The following is a 22,532-nucleotide window of genomic DNA, read 5'->3' on the forward strand; positions in this document are numbered from 1 at the left end:
TGCCGCAAATTCAAGGCGAACACAGCAAATCCCCGCTGCTTAAGCCCGCACAGCTCAGGTATAATCCTTGTTTTGATATTTTCGACAACGCCGCCGACCATGCAAGAACAGTACTCACCGCTCTCCGTCGAAGCCGCCGCCCAAAGCCATTGGGATGAAACGCGCGCATTTGAAGTCACTGAAGACACCAGCAAACCGAAATACTATGCCTGCTCGATGCTGCCCTACCCTTCGGGCAAGCTGCACATGGGTCACGTGCGCAACTACACCATCAACGACATGCTGGCGCGTCATCTGCGCATGAAAGGCTTTAATGTACTGATGCCAATGGGCTGGGATGCGTTTGGTTTGCCGGCCGAAAACGCGGCGATTGCCTACAAAAAATCACCGGCAGAATGGACTTACGCCAATATCGACGACATGAAGTCGCAAATGAAGCCGCTGGGTTTGGCGTTCGACTGGTCACGCGAAATCGCGACGTGCGATCCGGATTACTACAAGTGGAACCAGTGGTTCTTCTTAAAAATGCTGGAAAACGGCACGGCGTACAAAAAAACCCAGATCGTGAACTGGGATCCGGTTGATCAAACTGTTTTGGCCAACGAACAAGTCGTTGACGGTCGCGGCTGGCGCTCGGGAGCAATTGTGGAAAAGCGCGAGATTCCGGGCTACTACTTCGCGATCACCAAATACGCCGATGAACTGCTGAACGACATCGATACGCTGGAAGGCTGGCCTGACATGGTACGCGCCATGCAGCGTAACTGGATCGGCAAATCCGAAGGCGTGCGCTTTGCGTTCAATCACGACATCCAAGATGCGAGCGGCAACTTGGTGCAAGACGGCAAGCTGTACGTCTTCACCACCCGCGCCGACACGATTATGGGCGTGACTTTCTGTGCGGTGGCGGCCGAGCACCCACTAGCCACCCGCGCGGCGGAGCTGAAGCCAGAACTGGCCGCGTTTATCGAAGAATGCAAAAAAGGCGGCACTACTGAAGCCGAACTCGCCACCCAAGAGAAAGTGGGTGTATCGACCGGCCTATTCGTGACTCACCCGCTCACTGGCACGCAAGTTGAAGTCTGGATTGGTAACTATGTACTGATGGGCTACGGCGATGGCGCAGTCATGGCCGTTCCAGCGCACGACGAGCGCGATTTTGCTTTTGCGAAAAAATACAATCTGGCGATCAAACAAGTGATCGCAGTGGAAGGCGAAGAATTCAGCACCGAGGCTTGGGCTGAGTGGTATGGCGACAAAACGCGTGGTGTAACGGTGAACTCTGGCAAATACGACGGCCTGAGCTACAAAGCCGCCGTTGATGCCGTGGCCGCTGATTTAGCCGCAAAAAATGCTGGCGAGAAAAAAACCACTTGGCGTCTGCGCGACTGGGGTATTTCGCGCCAGCGCTATTGGGGCACCCCCATCCCGATTATTCATTGCGATTGCTGCGGCGATGTACCAGTGCCGTATGATCAACTGCCAGTGGTGCTGCCAACCGACTGCATTCCAGACGGCTCTGGTAATCCACTGAAACATCGCGAAGATTTCTTAAACGTTGACTGCCCGAAATGTGGTGCGCCAGCAAAACGCGAAACCGACACGATGGATACCTTCGTCGATTCGAGCTGGTATTTCATGCGCTATTGCGACCCGAAAAACAGCGACGCGATGGTCGGCGACGGCACCGCTTACTGGATGGGTGCCGCCAACAATGCAGCCGGCGGCATGGATCAATACATCGGTGGGATCGAGCATGCAGTCTTGCACTTGTTGTACGCGCGCTTCTGGACCAAGGCAATGCGCGACGCGGGCCTGATCAACTTTGGCGAGCCGTTTAAAAACCTGTTCACCCAAGGCATGTTGCTGCGTGATTGCTACTACCGCGAAGACGCAAGCGGCAAAAAACGCTGGTTCTACCCAGCCGAAGTGCAAGTGCAGCACGACGACAAAGGTCGCCCAATCGCAGCGATTGCGGTTGAAGACGGTCAGCCGGTGATCATGGGCGGCATCGAGAAAATGTCGAAGTCGAAAAACAACGTGGTTGAACCGAAAGACATTATCGAGAAATTCGGCGCCGATACTGCGCGTCTGTTCACGATGTTTGCGGGTCCACCAGAGCAGAGCGCGGCGTGGTCGGATAGCGGCGTGGAAGGTGCGTATCGCTACTTGCGCCGCCTATGGACGTATGGCTTCAAAAACCTTGATGCCATTAAGGCTGCAGCCAATACCCTAGACGGTATTGAATTGAGCAAAGACGACAAAGCACTGCGCTTTGAAGTTCACAACACGCTCAAGCAAATCAACCTTGACTATGAACGTCTGCAGTACAACACGGTCGTGTCAGGCGTAATGAAGTTGCTCAATGCGCTCGAAGGCTACAAGGGCGAAAACAGTGCCGTAATCCGCGAATGCTTTGGCATCTTGCTACGTGCCATTTACCCAGCTGCGCCGCACATTGCGCATACGCTGTGGAATGAACTTAGCTACGGCGGCGAGATTGCGACTGCAGCTTGGCCAGAGCCAGCGAGCGACGCCTTGGTGCAAGACGAAGTCAAGCTGATGGTGCAAATCAACGGCAAGCTACGCGGTGAAATTCACGTCTCGAAAGATGCGAGCAAAGAAGCAATTGAAGCAGCGGCTCTTGAGGACGAAGGCGTGAAAAAACACTTGGAAGGCACACCAAAGAAAGTAATTATTGTACCGGGCCGCCTAGTCAATATTGTGGCCTAATCTGCCCAGCGTGAAGCTCGCGGTGACTCAATTATGCAAGTTGCAGATTGAGTCACCGAACAAACCATTTGTTTTGAAACTGGAGTAGCCATGCCTACGATCGTCCGTCCCTTATTTGTTGCCCTGCTCGCACTGAGCTTAGTGGCTTGCGGGTTTCACCTGCGCGGACAAGGGCCTGCGTCTGCACTGCAATATCGCAGCGCCAAAGTAATCGGAAATGGCGGAGCCTTCAACGAGCTCAATCGCCAATTACAACTGATGCAGATCAACCTTAACGCAGCCGAACCTGAAATTACGATTCAGATACTATCAGAAGGGACAGACAAACAAGTACTGAGCGTCAACAATAATGGCCAAGTTTCGGAATATCGCCTGTTTTACCGCATCCATTTCAGTGCCAGCAGAGCCGGAGAGATGCTGATTGATGATCAAACTATCTCATTACAGCGCAATATCTCTTGGGATGAAAACAGCGTGCTATCCAAAGAAAGCGAGGAAGCCAATTTAATTCGCGAAATGCAGCGCGACGGGGCATCACAAATTGTGCGCCGGATTAATGCGGCCTCAAAAGGCATAAATGGCGGGCAATCTATGGCCTCAAAAACAGCGACAACTTCGCAATAATGCGACCTGAAGATTTGAGCAAATCACTGCAGCGAGGCTTGGCTTCGCTGTATGTCATTCATGGTGATGAGCCCTTACTCGCCCTTGAATCGGCGCAACAGATCCGCGACGCTGCGCGCAAAGCGGGCTATAGCGAACGTGAAGTGCTCACAGTAGAAAATGCGGCGCATTTTCAGTGGTCACAGCTCACCAGCAGCGGTGCTTCAATGTCATTGTTTGCTGAACTGCGTCTGTTAGAGCTGCGCATCCCAAATGGCAAACCGGGCATTGAAGGGGGTAAAGCTCTAGAGAGCTTTGCCAACAATATCCCTGACGATATACTCACTATCATTACCCTACCCAAGTTAGATAAAACGGCACTCAACAGCAAATGGATGCAAGCACTTGCTAAAGCAGGTGAGGTGATCGAAGCTAAACTCATCGAACGCCCCGCTCTGCCACAATGGATTAATCAACGCCTAGCTGTGCAAGGCCAGAGCTTAGCCAATGATGCCATGGAATGGTTAGTTGATCGGGTTGAAGGCAATTTACTGGCCGCCCATCAAGAAATACAAAAACTAGCATTACTCCATCCCAAAGGTGAACTCAACCTTGCCGAGCTGGAAGCAGCTGTCGCAAATGTTGCGCGCTATGATGTGTTTAGTTTGGGTGAGGCGGTGCTTAGCGGCGATGCATCACGCGTTTGTCATATGCTTGATGGATTACGTGCCGAGGGCGAATCAGCCGTGCTGGTCCTTTGGGCGCTAGCAGAAGAAACTCGGACGCTCTATAAATTTGCGCAAGGGCGTGCGCGTGGCGTTGCTGCGGCTCAGCTCACCAAAGAGCTGAGAATTTGGGGCAATAAACAACGCTTAATTGAAAGTGCTGCCAGCCGTGTCAATGCCAAACGACTGAAAGCTGCGCTGCAACTAGCCCGCAAAATTGATGGCACCATTAAAGGCATTGGTGAAGGCAGTGTGTGGGCTGAACTCACCGACTTGGCCCTCCTACTAATTAACCCTCAGCCAACCCATCGCGGATGGTGAAAGAGCTTGCCCGAATATGAAAGAACAAATTCTCGTCAACATCACCCCGCAAGAAACACGTGTAGCCACTATTGAAGATGCGGTAGTACAAGATATTCATATCGAGCGAACGGCACATCGCGGCTTAGTGGGTAATATCTATTTGGGCTTGGTCAAACGGGTTCTGCCAGGGATGCAGAGCGCCTTTATTGAAATTGGCCTTGAACGTGCCGCTTTTTTGCATATTGCAGATGTAATCCAGCAACGCCAAAACCCGAATGAGCCTCAGCGCATAGAACGCATCTTGCACGAGGGCCAGGCGGTGATGGTGCAAGTAATCAAAGACCCCATCGGCACCAAAGGCGCACGCCTTTCAACGCAAATTAGCATTGCCGGGCGGTTTTTGGTGTTTTTGCCGCAAGACAATCACATCGGTATTTCGCAACGAATTGGCGACGATGCCGAACGTGATCAATTACGCAAACGTATGGAAACGCTGCTACCGGGCGATCATTGTGGCTATATTATTCGCACCAACGCCGACCATGCATCCGATGATGAACTGCGCGCCGATATTGATTACCTCAATTTAATTTGGGCCGACATCAAACAGAGTGCGCAGACTAAGCCAGCTAAATCACTACTATTTCAAGACTTATCACTGCAATTGCGCGTTCTACGCGATATGGTGACCGAAGAAATCGAAACCGTACACGTCGACAGCCGCGAAAACTTCCAGCGGATGACCGAATTTGCCTCGCGCTTCGTAGCCGACGTGCTACCTAAAATTCAACATTATTCAGGTGAACGCCCGCTGTTTGAACTTTATGGCGTTGAAGCAGAAATTGAGCGAGCATTGAGCCGCCGCGTCAATCTGAAATTTGGTGGGTATTTAATTATCGACCAAACCGAAGCAATGACGACGGTTGATGTCAACACCGGTGGTTTTGTCGGCACCCGTTCATTTGACGACACGATTTTCAAAACCAATCTGGAAGCCACACAAGTCATTGCACGCCAACTGCGGCTGCGTAATTTAGGCGGTATTATCATCGTCGACTTTATCGATATGGATAATGAAGAACATAAAACTGCCGTGATCGCTGAATTGAAAAAAGCTTTAGCGCGTGATCGCACCAAAATTACCGTCAGTGGTTTTACCAGTCTCGGGCTAATCGAAATTACGCGCAAACGCACCCGCGAATCGCTAGCCCACATCCTGTGCGAGCCCTGCCCGACTTGCCAAGGGCGCGGCGAAGTTAAAACCCCGCAGACGATTTGCTATGAAATTTTGCGCGAGATTTTGCGCGAAGCGAAGCAATTCAATGCCAGTGAATACCGTATTTTGGCCTCGCAAGCCGTGATTGATATGTTCTTAGATGAAGAATCGGCTAACCTTGCACAACTAGTCGACTTTATTGGCAAACCAATTTACTTGCAGGTTGAAAGTGCCTACTCACAAGAACAATTTGACGTGGTATTAGTCTAGGGTATTGCGCTATAGCCCATTTACACAATGATTCACAGCGCAATACCCCGAACAGTCAATATAAAGCACTAATAACTTATAAATTACTGATCAGCAAACTCGTATAGATGATCGCGTACATCCTGATCTGGCTTAAAGCCGGAAACACAGCGCTGCAAAATTTCAATGATAGTCCGCGAATCGTTTGCCACACAGGCAACGCCTAAATCAGCAATAACTTGCTCTAACTCATTGAGCGTCAAACAGCTTTCATTCGCCTTCATAATACGAGGATGCTCGGTGCCACTCACATTATCACCGATCAACAACTCTTCGTAGAGTTTCTCACCAGGGCGAAGACCTGAAAATTCGATTGCAATATCACCATGCGGATTAGCCTCATCACGCACTCGATAACCACTTAGGTGGATCATACGGCGTGCTAAATCAACGATGCGCACTGGCGATCCCATATCTAGGACAAAAACTTCGCCGTTTCCACCCATTGCGCCAGCCTGAATCACCAATTGCGATGCCTCAGGAATCGTCATAAAGAATCGATTTATTTCTGGGTGAGTCACTTTTACAGGACCACCTGTAGCAATTTGCTTGCGAAATAATGGCACAACCGAACCACTTGAGCCCAGTACATTACCAAAACGCACCATGCTAAACCGCGTTTTCACACTCGGGTCTAGCGCATACGCTTGCAGCGCTAGCTCCGCCATTCGCTTACTCGCGCCCATCACATTGGTAGGACGAACCGCTTTATCGGTAGAAATCAGCACAAACGATTCAACGCCAGCTTCAATCGCAGCAGCAGCTGCAGAACGTGTACCGAATGCATTATTTAAAATGCCTTCGGTGATATTGAACTCCACCAAAGGTACATGCTTATACGCAGCGGCATGGTAAACCGTCTGCACCTGATAACGAGCCATAATGGCAGTCAAACGCATCCCATTTTGTACTGAACCCAACACAGGATGCACCGCTATGGGTAGTGCATGTTCGCGAATAATGTGAGTCAGCTCTTGCTCGATTGAATACAGGGCGAACTCAGACAGCTCGTACAAAACTAATGCAGTTGGCTGATTTTTTATAATCTGGCGACATAACTCCGAACCAATCGAGCCACCTGCACCTGTCACCATTACTACTTTGCCAGCGATATTTCGGGCCAATAACGCTTTATTTGGTGGAACTGGCTCACGGCCTAGTAACTCATCAACCCCAACCTCGCGCGCATCAGCTAAACGAACTTCGCCGCTGACCAAATCCGCCATACCCGGCAAAACGCGTACCTCAACAGCCAATGGTTCCAACTGATTTACCAGTTCAATTTGCCGAGAACGTGGCGCTGATGGTATGGCGAGCAATATTTGATCAACGCTGCCAGCGGAAATTAAATCAATCATTTCAGAATTGCTAAACACCCGTAGACCACCAATCTGCAAACCCTGTTGATCACGAGCATCATCCACAAAGCCTACAGGCTCAAACTCCTGACCAGTACGCAAAGCCACCGCTAACTGTCGCCCAGCACTCCCAGCTCCATAAATCAGCACTGTTTTTCTATCCGTGGACAGTGGTGCTAAACGACGCAAAATTGCCCGAGCAACAAAGCGACTGCTAATGATGATGGCCATAGCCATCAACCAGAAGATAAGCAACGATCCGCGTGGAATGCCAGTCACCTGAAAAAGCTGCAGCGACGTAATAAAGCCCAGCGTCGCCAAGGAAACTGCGCTGGCGATAGTAATAACTGCCCTATCCTCAATATAACGAATCACTGCCCGATACAGGCCAAGCCGGATAAAAATTGGTGAGGCAATTAGCGAAGGCAGTAAAAAAACCCACCACGCAAATTGTCGAGGGTAAGTCCAATCATCAATACGTAAAGCAATAGCAGCCCAGAGTGCTACAGGTAGTAATACGAAATCAACGGCCAGAATAATCAGGCTTTTAGTCGTTCGGGGTAAGTATGAAAGACGACGAATCATGAAATTGCCAGTATCCTACAATGAAGCCTGATCTAAAACTGTTCGTAAGCCATTACAAACTAAATCCATATCTGCATCAGTCAACGTCGGATGAACCAAAAACATCAAGCTAGTCTCCCCCAATTGCCGGGCGACTTGAAGGCGTTGCGCTGGACGCCAAGATGTACCGTCAAAGGCTTTTTCCAAATACACTTCAGAACACGATCCCTGGTAGCAAGGCACATCAAGTGCGGCCAGCGCATCAATAATACGATCACGCGACCAACCCTCTTGCAATCGAGTAGGCTCGACAAATAAATAATGCTTATACTGTGCGTGTTGAATATATGCAGGGATTTCTGGAATCCGAATGCAAGCAAACTTTGCAGCAATTTGATCAATTTTATCGGCATTTACCTGACGTTTGTTTGTCCACTCAGGCATGCGACAGAGCTGAATTCGGCCAATAACGGCTTGCATTTCCATCATGCGCCAATTGGTGCCAAACGAGTCATGCACCCAGCGAAAACCAGGTGGATGTTGCCGCTCGTATACCGACTCCCAAGATTTTCCATGGTCTTTATATGCCCACATTTTTAGCCACAACTGCTCGTCATTAGTCGTGACCATCCCCCCCTCACCACCAGTCGTCATGATTTTATCCTGACAGAATGACCATGCAGCAATATGCCCAATCGACCCGACTGAGCGACCTTTATATTTCGCACCATGAGCCTGAGCACAGTCTTCAATCACGTAGAGACCTTTTTCATGAGCAAGCGCCATGATCGCATCCATCTCACATGGCCAACCCGCTAGATGAACGCAAATAATGGCTTTAGTATTGGGTGTTAACACCGCACGAATGGTCTCAGCAGTAATATTCTGGCTATCTGCATCTACATCGGCAAACACAGGGTTTGCCCCTGCAGTGACAATACTACTGGCTGAAGCCAAAAAAGTTCGTGACGTAACAATTACATCATCACCCGAGCCAATTTCAAGCACCTTCAGTGCTAAATCAAGAGCCAATGTCCCATTGGCCAGAGCTACGGCATACTTAGAATCACACCACCCAGCAAACTCTTTTTCAAACTCGCGACATTCAGTTCCAGTCCAATAATTAACTTTGTTTGATAATAGAATTGATCGAATTGCATCGGCTTCTTCATTAGTAAAATTTGGCCACGAAGTCAATTTTGTATTAAGCACGATTAAACCTTATTTTTTGGGTATATATAACTCGGCCTCGCCATCGATGACCATTTTTTCGTTCACAAAACAACGAGTGCTAAAAAAAACGCGACCTCTAGGTTTATCTAAAGAAGTCACTTCAACAACAGCAATTACTTCATCATTAATATAAACAGGACGAACAAATTTCAAATTTTGCGATACATATACACAACCAGGCCCCGGCAATTTAGTGCCAAATAGCGCAGAGAAAAACCCAGCAGAATAGAAACCATGAGCAATCCTATCTTTAAAACGGGTATTCGCAGCATAAGCCTTACTCATATGTACAGGATTATTATCACCAGATATTCCAGCATACGCCTTAATATCGGCATCTGAAATAGTATGGCAATATGCTTCTTTCATTCCAATTGAAATCTCTTCAATTGAATAACCACCAAAATTTACATCATTTACGTTCATTACGAAGTGCCTCTTTGCTAAAAGGTCTCGCAGGATTTCCAACAACTGTAATCCCAGGTGGAACATCCTTAGTAACAACAGCCCCCATCCCAACCACTGCGCCAGCGCCAATGCGTAAAGGCTTCGTTGGCGAGCCTTGTTTAATGATTGCTCCAGTTCCGATGTAAGCATGATCTTCAATAATCACATTGCCATTGCATTTAACCGCGGGTGCAAACGTCACATAATCGCCTATTACACAATCATGGCCAACATAACTGTAAATGTTAGCCTGAAAACTTTTACCTATTGATATATTTGAAGTTAACGTAACAAAAGCAGAAAGAATAGAAGAAGGCCCAATATCAACTTCATCATATTGAATTACATTTTGGGCCTCAACTGACACAAGTTGTACACCATCATCTATAAGCTTTTCAGTCAAGCGTTGCCGTACACTACTATTTGCAATAGCAACAACAGCCATTTTACTATCAGCCTCCAAGCTTAAAAATTCTTGATAACTTAAAACGGGTGTTGAATTGACGATTACAGCATTTTCACCGAAAGAATCATCAATAAAAAATATATTTTCTCTTTTCAAATTAAATTGCTGCCTTAGCAACGGCAGAACCTCTCTACCATATCCGCTAGCGCCATATATAGCATAAATAATTTTCATTTTGTTCCTCTAAATCTTTCTGCAGTTGCCTGACCCGCTGCAGATATTCCATCACGAATAAGTACTTTTTTCACGGTCATGAATAAAATTTTTATATCTAAGTAGAAGCTGTAATTTTCAACATACCAAACATCCAGCGCGAATTTTTCTTCCCAAGAAATGGCATTCCTGCCATTCACCTGAGCCCATCCCGTTATTCCAGGTCTGACATTATGACGCCGAAACTGCTCCTTTGAATATAAAGGCAAATATTCCATCAGTAGTGGACGTGGGCCAACCAAGCTCAAATCTCCACGCAGTACATTAAATAACTGCGGCAATTCATCCAAGCTACTTTTTCGTAAAAAAACACCAAATGAGGTTAAGCGCTTGGAATCTGATAATAACAATCCAGATTCATCTTTTGCATCTGTCATGGTTCGAAATTTATAAACTTCAAACGGCTTTCCATATAGCCCTGGCCGAACCTGACAAAATAAAACAGGTCTGCCCAAAAATAAGCCCACCAGAAGCGCGATAAATAACATCACTGGCCATAATAACAATATTGCACAGAATGCAAATACAAAATCAAAACAACGCTTCATAACAATATAGCCTCATGCTAAGACTTTAGGACAGCACTAAAGATCGCAATAAACTTCCTAACCCCTACTTGCACAGATAAATGCTGTTGATAAAATTTAGCAGCATTCCCCCCCATTACACTCAATTCTTCTGGAGATTTTTTAGCTAAATTTTCAATACCTTTCGCCATTTCAACTGCATTTTCAGGAGCCACACTTAAGCCCGCATGCGACTGAGTAACTAAATCTGCCGCATCTCCCCTTACCGCCATCAAAATAGGTTTACCTACAGCCAAATATGCTTGAGTTTTTGACGGAATCGTAATTGCAAACAAAGGATCGTCTTTTAAATGCACCAGTAATACATCGGCTGCTGCGAGTACTTTGCCTACTTCATTCATGGGCATGCGCGGTAAAAAGAGAACATTACTAATTTGCTCACTTTCAACACGCTTCTTCAGCAGCTCCACTTCCAGCCCCCCCCCAACCATTACAAATTGAACTTGAGGGGAACTAATAAGTACTAGTTTTGCAGCATCCAAAACTGAATCTAAGCCTTGAGCTTTACCCATATTGCCAGCAAAGACCACATTGAAACGCTCATTCAAGCCAATCTCATGCGAATTTATGCTTGCAACATCCTGCAAAGCCTGTTCATCGCACCAATTATAAATTACTTCAATTTTCTCAGGTGCAACACCACGCTCAATCAATTTTTCCTTAAAACCCGGGGCTAGCACTACCAGTTTTGATGCAGACTTATAAACAAATCCACAGAGACTCGAAACAATTGACAGTGCCCGCTTATTATTGATCATCCCTGTCGCTGCCAGTGTATCTGGCCATAAATCCTGAATATCATAAACAAACGGAACTCGCCGAAAGCACGAAACGACTGATGCAGACAACCCGACAGTTAATGGAGGATGGTAAACATAAACAACATCGGGCTTTCGAACGGCAAAAATCCCGTATAAGCATGAGCTAATTGCAAAACTTGCATAATTTAAAACTCTTTTTACTGCTGAGCCATCATGACTAGGAAACAAAGGAACTCGGTTAATACGAATACCATCAACTTGCTCAACCTGCCGCCATTTAATCCGATATCCCGGATAAATTTTTCCATTTGGATAATTTGGAAAACCCGTAATTACTTCGACTTCATGTCCTTCAGCACGTAAAGCCCGTGCAAATACCAAGCCTTTAAAAGTAGGTTCAGGATCAAACCATTGGGTGATTAATAGTATTCGCACGGCAACCCTTAGCTTTTCTTCCAAACCACCCGATTTACATAGTCTGTGTAACTATGAATAATCCGAACAACTTTATCTGACACATTCGGCATTGAATAATCAGCTACCGGGCGCAATAAGCGAATGTTTGCTCGAGGCTGATCAACCAGAATTTCCAATGCTTGCAATACTCGCTCAATATCAAGCCCAGTCATCATTACTGATGCTTCTTCCATCGCCTCAGGGCGTTCATGCGCCTCACGAATGTTTACCGCAGGGAAATTTAAAATTGAAGACTCTTCCGAAATAGTACCACTATCAGATAGTACAGCACGTGCATCACGTTGCAAGCGGACATAATCTTTAAATCCCAATGGCTTTAACAATTGTACCAAAGGATGGAATTGAATCCCTTTGGCATCAATTCGTTTTTGTGTTCTTGGATGAGTTGAAACAATCACTGGCTCATTATATTTTTCTGCTACGCCATTTAAAGTTTGAGCTAGTTTTGCGAGGTTAATGTCGGAGTCAATATTTTCTTCACGATGCGCACTTACAACAAAATACTTACCCGCAGTCAGTTCTAGACGACTCAATGCATCTGAAGCATCAATCCCTTCCTGATAATGCGTCAATACTTCGTACATTGGGCTGCCCGTTTTAATAATTCGATCAGCAGGCAAGCCTTCGCGCAATAAATATTCCCGAGCGATATCGCTATAGGTCAGATTAATATCGGCAGTATGATCTACAATTTTCCGGTTTGTTTCCTCAGGAACTCGCTGATCAAAGCAGCGATTACCGGCTTCCATATGAAAAATCGGAATTTTTCGCCGTTTTGCCGGAATTGCAGCCAGACAGCTATTGGTATCGCCTAACACCAGCATTGCATCAGGCTTGATTTCATCCAAGGCTGCGTCTACTGCGATGATAACTTGACCAATTGTTTCTGCTGCATTTTTTCCTGCTGCATTCAGGAAAAAGTCTGGTTTGCGAACTCCTAGATCATCAAAAAAAATCTGATTCAATTCATAATCATAGTTTTGACCAGTATGAATCAAAACATGATCACAATATTGATCTAGTTTAGCTAACACACGGGATAAACGGATAATTTCAGGCCGAGTGCCAACCACAGTTGCGACTTTCAATTTTTTCATTTAATCAAACCTCATGTGAAATAGTGTCAGGTTTCTGGCGATCAAAGATTTCATTTGCCCAAAGCATAACCACCATTTCATCCTGTCCAATATTGGTAATATCATGTGCCCAGCCTGGTATTGTTTCTACAATTCTCGACTCAGCACCTTTGGTGATTAACTCGACTCGCTCACCAGTTAAAATGTGACGAAAACCAAATCTGGCCTCACCTTTAATCACCAGAAATTTTTCTGTTTTAGTGTGATGATAATGCCCACCGCGCGTAATTCCGGGATGTGCCGTAAAAAAAGAAAACTGGCCACAATCTGGCGTTTTTAGCATTTCGACGAATACGCCTCGCGCATCACCATAGCTGGGTACTTGATAAGAGAAATCATCTGTTGCCAAATAGCTAACATAGGTAGAGTACAAAGCACGAACTAAGCCAGTTCCAACTGCTTCGGTGATGAGGGTATCACGACTAATGCGAAATTTAGCAAGGGTTTCAGCTACAAACCCTACGGTAGTATCATAAACAGTAGTAACATCAACTTGCCCTGCGGGCACTTTCGAACCCAGCAAAGAGCTAAAGCTTTCACACACATCGTCAATATAAACAAGGCGTAATGCGGCATTTGCATCGTTGATCGTAATCGGCAAATTGTGCGCCGTATTATGGCAAAAAGTCGCCACTGCAGAATTGTAATTGGGGCGACACCACTTACCAAAAACATTAGGCAATCGGTATATATATACTGCAGCCCCAGTCCTTTTCTGATATTCACGCAGGACGCTTTCTGCTGCCGATTTACTTGCACCATAAGGATTGTCAATTTCTGCCTGAATTGATGATGTATATGCAATCGGCACTGAACGACCCAAAGCATTCAAGCCGGCAATAATTTCTTCAGTTAATCCGACATTACCTGCATGAAATTCAGTTATATCTTTCGGACGATTGATGCCTGCCAGGTGGTAAATGAAATCAGCATTTTTTAAACCCTCTTGCAGATCAGCAGTTGTCGATTCGCGATCAATACAAATAATCTCTTGATAGCCAGCCTCTTTCAAGTGCACTTGTAAATTTTTGCCAATAAAACCGTTTGCGCCGGTGATTAGTATTTTCATACTGTTTAATCCTCTGCTGGAACTTCTTGCCCAGCATGAATAGCACGAATAAACTCAAGCTTGAACAGAAGCTTTTTCATTCCCTCTTTATCAAGACGCTGCGTATTATGTGAATTGTAATCTTCAACCTCAGAAATACGCATATCACCCTGCTCAACAAATTTGCCGTAATTCAAATCGCGCAAATCTGGCGGCACACGGTAATACCCACCGCGATCTTCAGCAGCTACCATTTCTTCACGGCTCAATAAAGCCTCATATAGCTTCTCACCATGGCGTGTACCAATAATATTCACTTGATGGTCTGGTTTGCCAACAATCTCTAGCAAGGCGTGAGTTAATACTTCAACTGTTGCAGCAGGCGCTTTTTGCACAAAAATATCACCATTTTTACCATGCTCAAACGCGTATAGAACCAACTCTACCGCATCATCCAATGTCATCATGAAACGAGTCATCAATGGATCAGTGATGGTAATAGGTGTACCTGCACGTATTTGGTCAATAAACAATGGAATTACGGAGCCACGCGATGCCATTACATTACCATAGCGCGTACCACAAATCACAGTCTTGCTGTCATCCACATTGCGAGATTTTGCAACCATGACTTTTTCCATCATGGCTTTAGAAATACCCATGGCATTAATTGGATAAACTGCTTTATCTGTGCTGAGGCAAACAACACGTTTGACTCCATTCACAATGGCTGCTTCTAAAACATTTTCTGTACCCAGTACATTGGTTTTAACTGCCTGCATTGGGTGAAACTCACATGAAGGCACCTGTTTCAATGCTGCGGCATGAAAAATAAAATCAACGCCACGTGTTGCACTAAGTACAGACTCGTAATCACGAACATCACCGATATAAAATTTAAGTTTAGGGTGATTGTACTTCTTGCGCATATCATCTTGTTTCTTCTCATCGCGCGAAAAAATACGAATTTCGGCAATGTCCGAATTCAAAAAACGGCGCAGAACCGCGTTACCAAATGAACCTGTACCGCCCGTAATAAGAAGCACTTTTCCTTTAAACATAACATCCCCAAAAAAAATAAAACCATTATTAGCAATTAATTCAACGCCACATTACAAGAAAAGAGTCAGCGCAAGGAATTCTCGTACAATTCAATAACTGCATCTGAACGACGTTTTAGCAGCATATAATGCTCTTGATGAGTTCCAATCGATACACCTGCAGCCTTTTGGCTTGCATGTACAAAACAAGGAATCAATCTCAACAGATACGGAATCAAATTTAAATTAAGTACAAGCCTGAACAATTTATTTTGAACACCGAAACAAAACAATCTATTTCTTAAAAGTAACCTACCTAGACAGCCCGTTTTGCGAGACAATAAATACTCGTACAAGCTTTTCTTATCCCGCGAGAAAAGGTCATTCTTTACTATATATGCGGAACCAGACGTTCTTCTATAATAAACAACAACATCAGTACTTTGAACAAACTGAACTTCTGGAATAGCCTCACCAATTTTGATCTGCATTGGAAAATCTTCTACAACCTTATACTGATTTATAAAATCTACAAGGCCATCAATTTGAATAATTTTTCTATTAAAAAACAAACTAGGCGTATTTATCACACTAAGACCTTCTAACCTAGCGAGAAAGTTATTCCTATATATTCTAGCCCCTGCAAAAAGATGAAAATTTAATGAAAAATCATTAACAACAACCCCATCAATTAACAACAGCGGAGCACCAGACAGAATATCAACTCCACTCACACCCTCAGCAAATTCAAAAATATTGGTTTTTGAATAGACGTCATCACCAGCAGTTATCTTAAAAAACTCAGAGTCAATAAACTCCCAAGTTGATGTATAGTTTAAACAGGTGCCTCTATTCACACCATCAGACTTCACAATAACTTCAGAAAATAATTGACTATTACTTGCCAACCAAAATTTAACCAACTGTATCGTTTTATCTTTCGAGCCATCATCAGACACAATTAACTTAATCAGGCGACCATTCGCGTATTTTTCAACCTGATATTTAATACTCTCCAAGTGTTCAATAATATAGCTCTGGTGATTATACGTTATCACAACAAACACAAAATCAGTCAAAGGAAACCCCTTTTAATCAACCTCTTAACCCTTTTCTCTAATGCATTTTTTATAAAAATAAAGATGTCGAAACCAATCATTCTATAACCCAGCCAAACAAATTTCACACGCCAAGAAAAAGAATGCGGATAACTTCGTCCATCTGACACGCCCCTATTACTTAAATCTAAATTCAAACCATATCTATTAATAGCATTAGTTATAACTTTCTCCACCCATTTGCCTCGATGAATTGCGCCACCTAAGTCGTATTGATATACAAATGGCGACAAAGCATTTGATGATATTGCATAAAACTTATGAACAGTTTTAAAAGCCCGTGCAGATCCAAAAAACTCCCAAGCCCAAGGAGTATCAATATCGCCAATATAATTTTCTAGATGTTTGCGCCTCCACAGCGCAGGAGCTGAGTTAATTTTATAATCTGAGTTTTGCTTCACTAAATCATAACCCGCTAGATCCGTACTTTGCTCAACCGAAATTCCACTATTAAGAAAATATATTGCAGCTATATCTTGTTGTATCTTCATGAATTCGTAACAGCGATTGATTTCAGCAACATCAACCATCTCCTCAAGAAGGTAATCATCAAAAAGCATGAGTATAAACTCAGTATCTGTTAATGCTACAGCCTTTTTAAGCCTTGCCCCCCAAGGGATTTCCTTTTCAGCCTCATCGAGTTGTAACGTTTTTATATCTAAGCCATCCCAATGAAACACCATCGTTTCGGTATTCAATAATATTTTGCACTTACAATCAGGCCATTTATCACTCAGGGCGCTAAAAAAAGGAATCCAAACATCATTATATTTATCACAAGAATTTACAACCAAACAGACCGTTTCCTCAAATGACATAAAATCCCCTAATCCTAACAAAGCCTGCGCACATGGCAGTACAAACTCAAAAAAGTTCCCTACAAACAATATAAAATTCAATATTACATTTCAGCAATTTCATTTTTTTTGCTGGTACCGTAGAACGAACCAACGCTCTCAAAACAACAGTAGCAGTTAAAAAATACGGAGAGGAAACACTGTTTGTCGTCATTAATAATACAAACAGGACTAGAATCAAAATATTAGGTACACACATAAAATAGAGCAGCCATAAAATCCCCGCCCCAAAACCAAACATCACAATAAGATAGTAAAACGAATTTAGCCAAAAACCATCTTTAGCTTCAATAAGAGACCACACTTCTAAATTCGGATAAAACGCATACTTTGGCAAATCAAATATTGCTTCACTACCATCTAGAACTCTCGCCCTAAAACTTGCCCCTCCATTTAGGGTTTCAACAAGCCTTTCTGGTAATGTATTTGTAACTATCGCAACATATGTCAACAGAACAAATATCGCCAAGAAGAGTATAACAACCAACTTGTTCCTTACCAGATAAACCATTTGCACGATTAAAGATAAAACAACAAACATTAATCCCAGCACTGATGTACTTAAAAAAACACAAAAAGACATCCAGAACCAATTAAGCCACTGTCTCGTTCTTGCAAAATAAAATAATGCCGGAGCTGTAAATACTGCAAAATAACTAGGCTCCCGAAATAATCCACCAGTTCGGTATTGATCCTTCGATAAATCCATTAACAAAAGTGCATTTTCTTCAATGCCATACTTTGAATCAAAATATGTAAAAAAATAACCAAAATAATTAAACAATACCCATTGAAATACTAGACATGCCCCTGCAATGGTTGCAATCAAACCATATGCCTTAAGAAAGGCATAGTCTTGTTTTCTGCATCCACAAAAAAACAGACAAAAGAAAGCGAACAAGATCATCCTCAGAACTGGCAGTACCCCTTCACTGTAAAAGCAAAAATAGTACGTCAAATACGGTACGAACAGGATAACCATAGTCATCGAAAAAAAATAAAACGTTTTTTCAATACCCCCAAAGAAAAACAAATATAAAAAACAAAACAAAACCAAATAATCACCAACACTCAAACCAAGTGGTGCTTTAAAAAAAGTCAACACAGGTGCAAGTAAAAAAATCCACCACACAAAAGGCAGTCTATCCTTCATCTTAGTCTCTCTGCAGCTTGTTGACGCAGCTTATGATATATACTGGCCCATAAACTTTTTCTAAAGAAAACAAATTTTATTAACCCACAAAAGAACAACAAAATGAAATTTATATTATTAACACTACAAACCTTCATCAAAAGACCATAACTATCACTGAGAGCCACCTAATAACACGATTTAGACATTGCTAAAATTCTTCAGGCCTTGAACAAATCAATCCAATTAGCGCAATTCGCATGTTTTACCCCCACCTCCAGAATGCAGACAATTAAAGCCACCCTAACGGCCTAGATATACGCACGCTTAAAATCGAGGCAGCCTTTGCACAGCAATATCAAGACATAAAACAAAAAAATCTATAAAAAATTGCAAAAAATATCACACATTAAAAATCAAATACTTTGTAAGAATAAGCCACATAAATCAAGTAAATAAAACTGCCCATCACATAAGCCAAACTAGCACCACTGACGCCAAAAGATCTGATGAAAAAATAAGACGACATAGTTATCGCTAAAAAATACAATAATTCACCAACAACAAATACACGAACACCTTTCTTCGCAATGATCGGGTACACAAATAGCGAGCTTATTATTTTCGCAGCATCTCCGAGCAATTGAAGCATTACAAAATCAGCCGCTACATCAAATTCTTTTGAGAACAACAAAACAACAATCTGATCTCTAAATATTGAGCCGAAAACAAAAACCATGACTACTACAGGAAACAACAATTTCGCAAAAATTAATAATTGATTAAAAATTTCTTTTCTACCTCGAGCACTTGCAAGTGGCGGCAAATAAAATGTACCTACAGCTACAGTGATAACGGCCTGATACACTTCTGAAATTTTATATGCCGCCTGCCAATGCCCTGCAGCTTCAAGTCCCGTATAAGAAATCAACATAGATCGCACTATGACAATTGAAGTCGGCAAACAAATTGCCCCCACTATAGACATCAAAGCAAAGCCTCCAATCTGTTTAAAATGCGATTGATTTGCCCTCCCCCACCAAAATTTAATTTTAAACCACGGTTGGCGTAATGAAGCACATATAAAAAATGCGCCAGAAACGGCCGAAAAAATCGATGCGCCAACTAAAACGCCATACAATCCAAAATAGATTGTAAGTGTGATTATTGATATCGTCGCACAGACCAATGACAATGAACTTAAAATTGTATACCGCTTATAATCTTGCATTCCATTATAAATAGAAACAAATAAAGCACTTATTGATGCCAATGGCAATAAAATTGCAACCAAACAAACCAACCAATAAAAACCCGAACTTTCAAACAAAATTTCAGAAATAAAGCCTGATAATACAAGAGTAGGAATTACTACCATAACTAGCAATAGCATTAGCCATTTTAAACTTGCTTCCCACCATGGGGCACATGCTTCATAACCATCCGCAATATATTCAGCTGTATATTTAACAACACCACTCCCTAGTGGTGCAGTAACTATTCCAAATAAAATAGCAATTAAACCTTGCAGCTGCCCCAACATAGCTAGTCCACTCGGCCCTGTGTATGTAGCGACAATTTTGGCGATTATAAAACCACTAGAAAGGCGAACTAACGTTAATAAACCGGTGGATGCTAGGATGGTAAAAAACCGTTTCATCGTAATTGCGTCTTTATTGCGGAAATTACTTGCTCAACCTCTTCATCTGTAACTGTCGGTCCGATTGGTAAGCTTAAAACATTCCTATGTATTTGCTCAGAAATTGGCAAATGCATGCCCACAAATTCTATATATGCAGACTGTTTATGCGGTGGAATGGGGTAATGAATCATTGTTCCAATTCCACGCTCTGTTAATTGCATTTGCAATTCATCCCGATTTTGGCTTTGAATTACAAATAAATGCCAAGCAGATTCCGCACCTTCAATAATAACAGGCAAAACAAGTGGGAGACCTTTCAAGCCTTCAGAATATTTGGCAGCAATCTCTTTACGTCGCTTGGTTTCTGAATCTAAATATGGCAGCTTTGCTGATAATAATGCAGCTTGCAATTCATCTAAGCGGCAATTAAAGCCCTTCACTTCATTATGGTATTTAACTTTTGAGCCATAATTTGTTAATACCCGTACTTTCTCAGCCAATTCAGCATCATTTGTTGCCACCGCACCCGCATCACCCAAAGCCCCCAAGTTCTTCCCCGGATAAAAACTAAAGCCAGCAGCATGACCTAAACTGCCGACCTTACGGCCTTTGTACAATGCACCATGGGCTTGTGCTGCATCCTCAATGACTTTGAGTTTGTGTTTTTCAGCAATGGCCATAATTGGATCCATATCTGCTGGCTGACCATACAGGTGCACAGCAATAATTGCCTTGGTACGCGGGGTAATCGCGGCTTCAATCAATGTCGGATCAATATTGTAGGTATCAAGCCGTGGCTCAACAGGAATAGGGGTTGCACCCGCATACGTCGCAGCTAGCCATGTTGCAATATAAGTATTGGATGGCACAATCACTTCATCGCCTGCCCCAATACCATAGGCGCGCAAAATTAAATGCAGTGCATCAAGGCCATTACTCACCCCTACACAATGCTGTGTAGCGCAATATTGAGCAAAAGCAGATTCAAACCGCTTTCCCTCATTACCCAAAATATACCAACCCGAATCTAGCACACGGGCAAAAGCATCGATTAATTCTGAACGGTGCGCGGCATTAATTGCTTTCAAATCTAAGAATGGAATCATATTTTACTCTGAATATCTCATTAGTCTTGCAGGTACGCCAGCTACGATTGAATTTGCTGTTACATCTTTTGTAACAACCGCACCCGCACCAATCAGCGCATTTTCACCAATAGTCACGCCCGGTAAGATGACAGCCCCCGCACCAATTGATGCGCCTTTTTTTACAGTAGTACCATAAAATTTATCTGGATATTGCTTTGATTTAGGATATTTATCATTTGCAAATGTAACGTTTGGACCAATAAAAACATCATCCTCTAATCGAGTGCCATCCCACAGGTAAACTCCTGATTTTACAGTTACGCGATCACCTAGAATTACATCATTTTCAATGAAGCAATGTGCATTGATATTACAATCATTTCCAATCTGAGCATTTGGCAATATAACGCAAAATTGCCACACCAGAGTTCTGTTTCCAATTGCTTTTGTTTGAACATCACTTGATTGATGAATCATTATTTCCCACCATGAGCTAATGCATGAAACTCTTCATAACTTCGAATATAATCACCTTCATCATAATAATCATCCGCAAGCACCATCAACACGCAATCATCGCTGAAATCATACATTTCTCTCCACATGAATGACTCAATCAGCAATCCTTGAGCAGGATTATCCAGAAGAAGATCAATTTTTTCATCCCCATCATCAAGTAAAAAACGGCAAGAACCACGTACCGCAATCGCCACTTGTTTAAGCTTTTTATGAGCATGAAGCCCGCGACGCACACCATCTTGGGTTTTGAATAAGTAGTAAACACGTTTAATGGGAAAAGGAATATTTTTTTCTTCCTCTAAGGCCACCAAAGAACCACGTTCATCACCATGTTTTTGCAGCTGAATTAACTTTATTTGCATTTTTTTCCTATCTAAACTTTTCTGCGCGACTGAAGTCTATGCCCTTAGCATCTTTATCTGAAACAATCGGCTGCATTGTTAAAGGCCATTGAATATTTAAATTACCATCGTCCCATAAAATAGTGCGCTCACACTCAGGAAACCAAAAATCAGTTGATTTGTAATGTAAATCTGCGGTTGCCGATAAAACATAAAAACCGTGGGCGAATCCTTCTGGAATCCAAAGCTGTTCATGATTTTCAGAAGATAAAATTCTTCCAGTCCATTGCCCAAAGGTTGTAGAACTCTCACGCAAATCAACTGCAACATCAAATACTTCACCCTTCGTAACGCGAACCAGTTTACCTTGCGGCTTTCCAATTTGATAATGCAGGCCTCGCAACACTCGGTGTACCGAATGTGAGTGATTGTCTTGTACGAAGTTAATTTGTCGCCCCAGATACTCTTCAAAGCGCAGTTGATTGTAACTTTCCAGAAAGTATCCTCTTTTATCATGAAATACACTGGGCTGAATAATTTTAACTTCAGGTATAATCGTATCAATTACTTTCATAGCAAGCTCCGAAGCCTAATTAATTTTCATAAAAGTTACGAC

21 protein-coding genes are annotated in these 22,532 nt (G+C 43.3%); 4 read left to right on the plus strand and 17 right to left on the minus strand.

Going from position 1 to position 22,532, the window contains the following annotated elements:
* Positions 1-99 precede the first annotated feature (99 nt).
* From leuS to rng, 4 genes are all read left to right on the plus strand, one after another.
* A complete protein-coding gene (gene leuS, locus HZU75_RS02480; protein ID WP_180307636.1) occupies positions 100-2,733 on the plus strand; it encodes a leucine--tRNA ligase in 2,634 nt (877 codons plus the stop codon).
* A gap of 90 nt (positions 2,734-2,823) precedes the next feature.
* Entirely contained in the window at positions 2,824-3,357 is a 534-nt protein-coding gene (locus tag HZU75_RS02485) for an LPS-assembly lipoprotein LptE (RefSeq protein WP_180307637.1), read from the plus strand.
* Entirely contained in the window at positions 3,357-4,382 is a 1,026-nt protein-coding gene (holA, locus tag HZU75_RS02490) for a DNA polymerase III subunit delta (protein WP_180307638.1), read from the plus strand. Before HZU75_RS02485 ends, holA begins: the two co-directional genes overlap by 1 nt.
* A gap of 16 nt (positions 4,383-4,398) precedes the next feature.
* The gene (gene rng / locus HZU75_RS02495; RefSeq protein WP_180307639.1) at positions 4,399-5,850 is read left to right on the plus strand and encodes a ribonuclease G; all 1,452 of its coding nucleotides are present in this window, start codon (positions 4,399-4,401) and stop codon (positions 5,848-5,850) included.
* Between the two features lie 83 nt (positions 5,851-5,933).
* On the opposite strand, the gene HZU75_RS02500 is transcribed toward rng, so the two are convergent.
* From HZU75_RS02500 to rfbC, 17 genes are all read right to left on the minus strand, one after another.
* Positions 5,934-7,832, minus strand: coding sequence for a polysaccharide biosynthesis protein (locus HZU75_RS02500; protein ID WP_180307640.1), 1,899 nt, complete (start codon positions 7,830-7,832; stop codon positions 5,934-5,936).
* 15 nt (positions 7,833-7,847) lie between these two features.
* Positions 7,848-9,023 carry a DegT/DnrJ/EryC1/StrS family aminotransferase gene (locus HZU75_RS02505; RefSeq protein ID WP_180307641.1) on the minus strand — a complete coding sequence of 392 codons (1,176 nt, stop codon included), beginning with the start codon at positions 9,021-9,023 and terminating at the stop codon, positions 7,848-7,850.
* Between the two features lie 9 nt (positions 9,024-9,032).
* Positions 9,033-9,470, minus strand: a complete 438-nt coding sequence (locus tag HZU75_RS02510) for a MaoC family dehydratase (protein WP_180307642.1) — start codon at positions 9,468-9,470, stop codon at positions 9,033-9,035.
* Positions 9,457-10,131 carry an acetyltransferase gene (locus HZU75_RS02515; RefSeq protein ID WP_180307643.1) on the minus strand — a complete coding sequence of 225 codons (675 nt, stop codon included), beginning with the start codon at positions 10,129-10,131 and terminating at the stop codon, positions 9,457-9,459. Before HZU75_RS02515 ends, HZU75_RS02510 begins: the two co-directional genes overlap by 14 nt.
* Complete coding sequence (locus tag HZU75_RS02520) at positions 10,128-10,718, minus strand: sugar transferase (RefSeq protein ID WP_180307644.1); 591 nt, start codon at positions 10,716-10,718, stop codon at positions 10,128-10,130. The genes HZU75_RS02515 and HZU75_RS02520 overlap by 4 nt, the downstream gene beginning before the upstream one ends.
* A 17-nt stretch (positions 10,719-10,735) precedes the next feature.
* Positions 10,736-11,977 (minus strand): glycosyltransferase family 4 protein, encoded by a 1,242-nt coding sequence (locus HZU75_RS02525; RefSeq protein WP_228028161.1) that lies wholly within the window; start codon positions 11,975-11,977, stop codon positions 10,736-10,738.
* Positions 11,962-13,092: a non-hydrolyzing UDP-N-acetylglucosamine 2-epimerase gene (wecB, locus tag HZU75_RS02530; RefSeq protein ID WP_180307645.1), complete on the minus strand. Its 1,131-nt coding sequence runs from the start codon at positions 13,090-13,092 to the stop codon at positions 11,962-11,964. Before wecB ends, HZU75_RS02525 begins: the two co-directional genes overlap by 16 nt.
* Before the next feature lie 4 nt (positions 13,093-13,096).
* A complete protein-coding gene (gene wbjC / locus HZU75_RS02535) occupies positions 13,097-14,200 on the minus strand; it encodes a UDP-2-acetamido-2,6-beta-L-arabino-hexul-4-ose reductase (protein ID WP_180307646.1) in 1,104 nt (367 codons plus the stop codon).
* Positions 14,201-14,205: 5 nt separating this feature from the next.
* Positions 14,206-15,240: a polysaccharide biosynthesis protein gene (locus HZU75_RS02540; protein WP_180307647.1), complete on the minus strand. Its 1,035-nt coding sequence runs from the start codon at positions 15,238-15,240 to the stop codon at positions 14,206-14,208.
* A 65-nt stretch (positions 15,241-15,305) separates the two neighbouring features.
* Positions 15,306-16,298, minus strand: coding sequence for a glycosyltransferase family A protein (locus tag HZU75_RS02545; RefSeq protein WP_180307648.1), 993 nt, complete (start codon positions 16,296-16,298; stop codon positions 15,306-15,308).
* Positions 16,295-17,155, minus strand: a complete 861-nt coding sequence (locus HZU75_RS02550; protein ID WP_180307649.1) for a hypothetical protein — start codon at positions 17,153-17,155, stop codon at positions 16,295-16,297. Before HZU75_RS02550 ends, HZU75_RS02545 begins: the two co-directional genes overlap by 4 nt.
* 46 nt (positions 17,156-17,201) lie before the next feature.
* On the minus strand, positions 17,202-18,347 hold the full coding sequence (locus HZU75_RS02555) for a hypothetical protein (RefSeq protein ID WP_180307650.1): 1,146 nt from the start codon (positions 18,345-18,347) through the stop codon (positions 17,202-17,204).
* Positions 18,348-18,735: 388 nt separating this feature from the next.
* Entirely contained in the window at positions 18,736-19,986 is a 1,251-nt protein-coding gene (locus HZU75_RS02560; RefSeq protein ID WP_180307651.1) for an O-antigen translocase, read from the minus strand.
* Positions 19,983-21,074 carry a DegT/DnrJ/EryC1/StrS family aminotransferase gene (locus tag HZU75_RS02565; RefSeq protein WP_180307652.1) on the minus strand — a complete coding sequence of 364 codons (1,092 nt, stop codon included), beginning with the start codon at positions 21,072-21,074 and terminating at the stop codon, positions 19,983-19,985. The genes HZU75_RS02560 and HZU75_RS02565 overlap by 4 nt, the downstream gene beginning before the upstream one ends.
* Before the next feature lie 3 nt (positions 21,075-21,077).
* Positions 21,078-21,533 (minus strand): acyltransferase, encoded by a 456-nt coding sequence (locus tag HZU75_RS17615; protein WP_180307653.1) that lies wholly within the window; start codon positions 21,531-21,533, stop codon positions 21,078-21,080.
* Complete coding sequence (locus HZU75_RS02575) at positions 21,533-21,937, minus strand: sugar 3,4-ketoisomerase (RefSeq protein WP_180307654.1); 405 nt, start codon at positions 21,935-21,937, stop codon at positions 21,533-21,535. Before HZU75_RS02575 ends, HZU75_RS17615 begins: the two co-directional genes overlap by 1 nt.
* A gap of 7 nt (positions 21,938-21,944) precedes the next feature.
* Positions 21,945-22,490, minus strand: coding sequence for a dTDP-4-dehydrorhamnose 3,5-epimerase (gene rfbC / locus HZU75_RS02580; RefSeq protein ID WP_180307655.1), 546 nt, complete (start codon positions 22,488-22,490; stop codon positions 21,945-21,947).
* Between the last annotated feature and the right edge of the window lie 42 nt (positions 22,491-22,532).

The organism is Chitinibacter fontanus (assembly GCF_013423785.1).
Taxonomy (GTDB): Bacteria; Pseudomonadota; Gammaproteobacteria; order Burkholderiales; family Chitinibacteraceae; genus Chitinibacter; species Chitinibacter fontanus.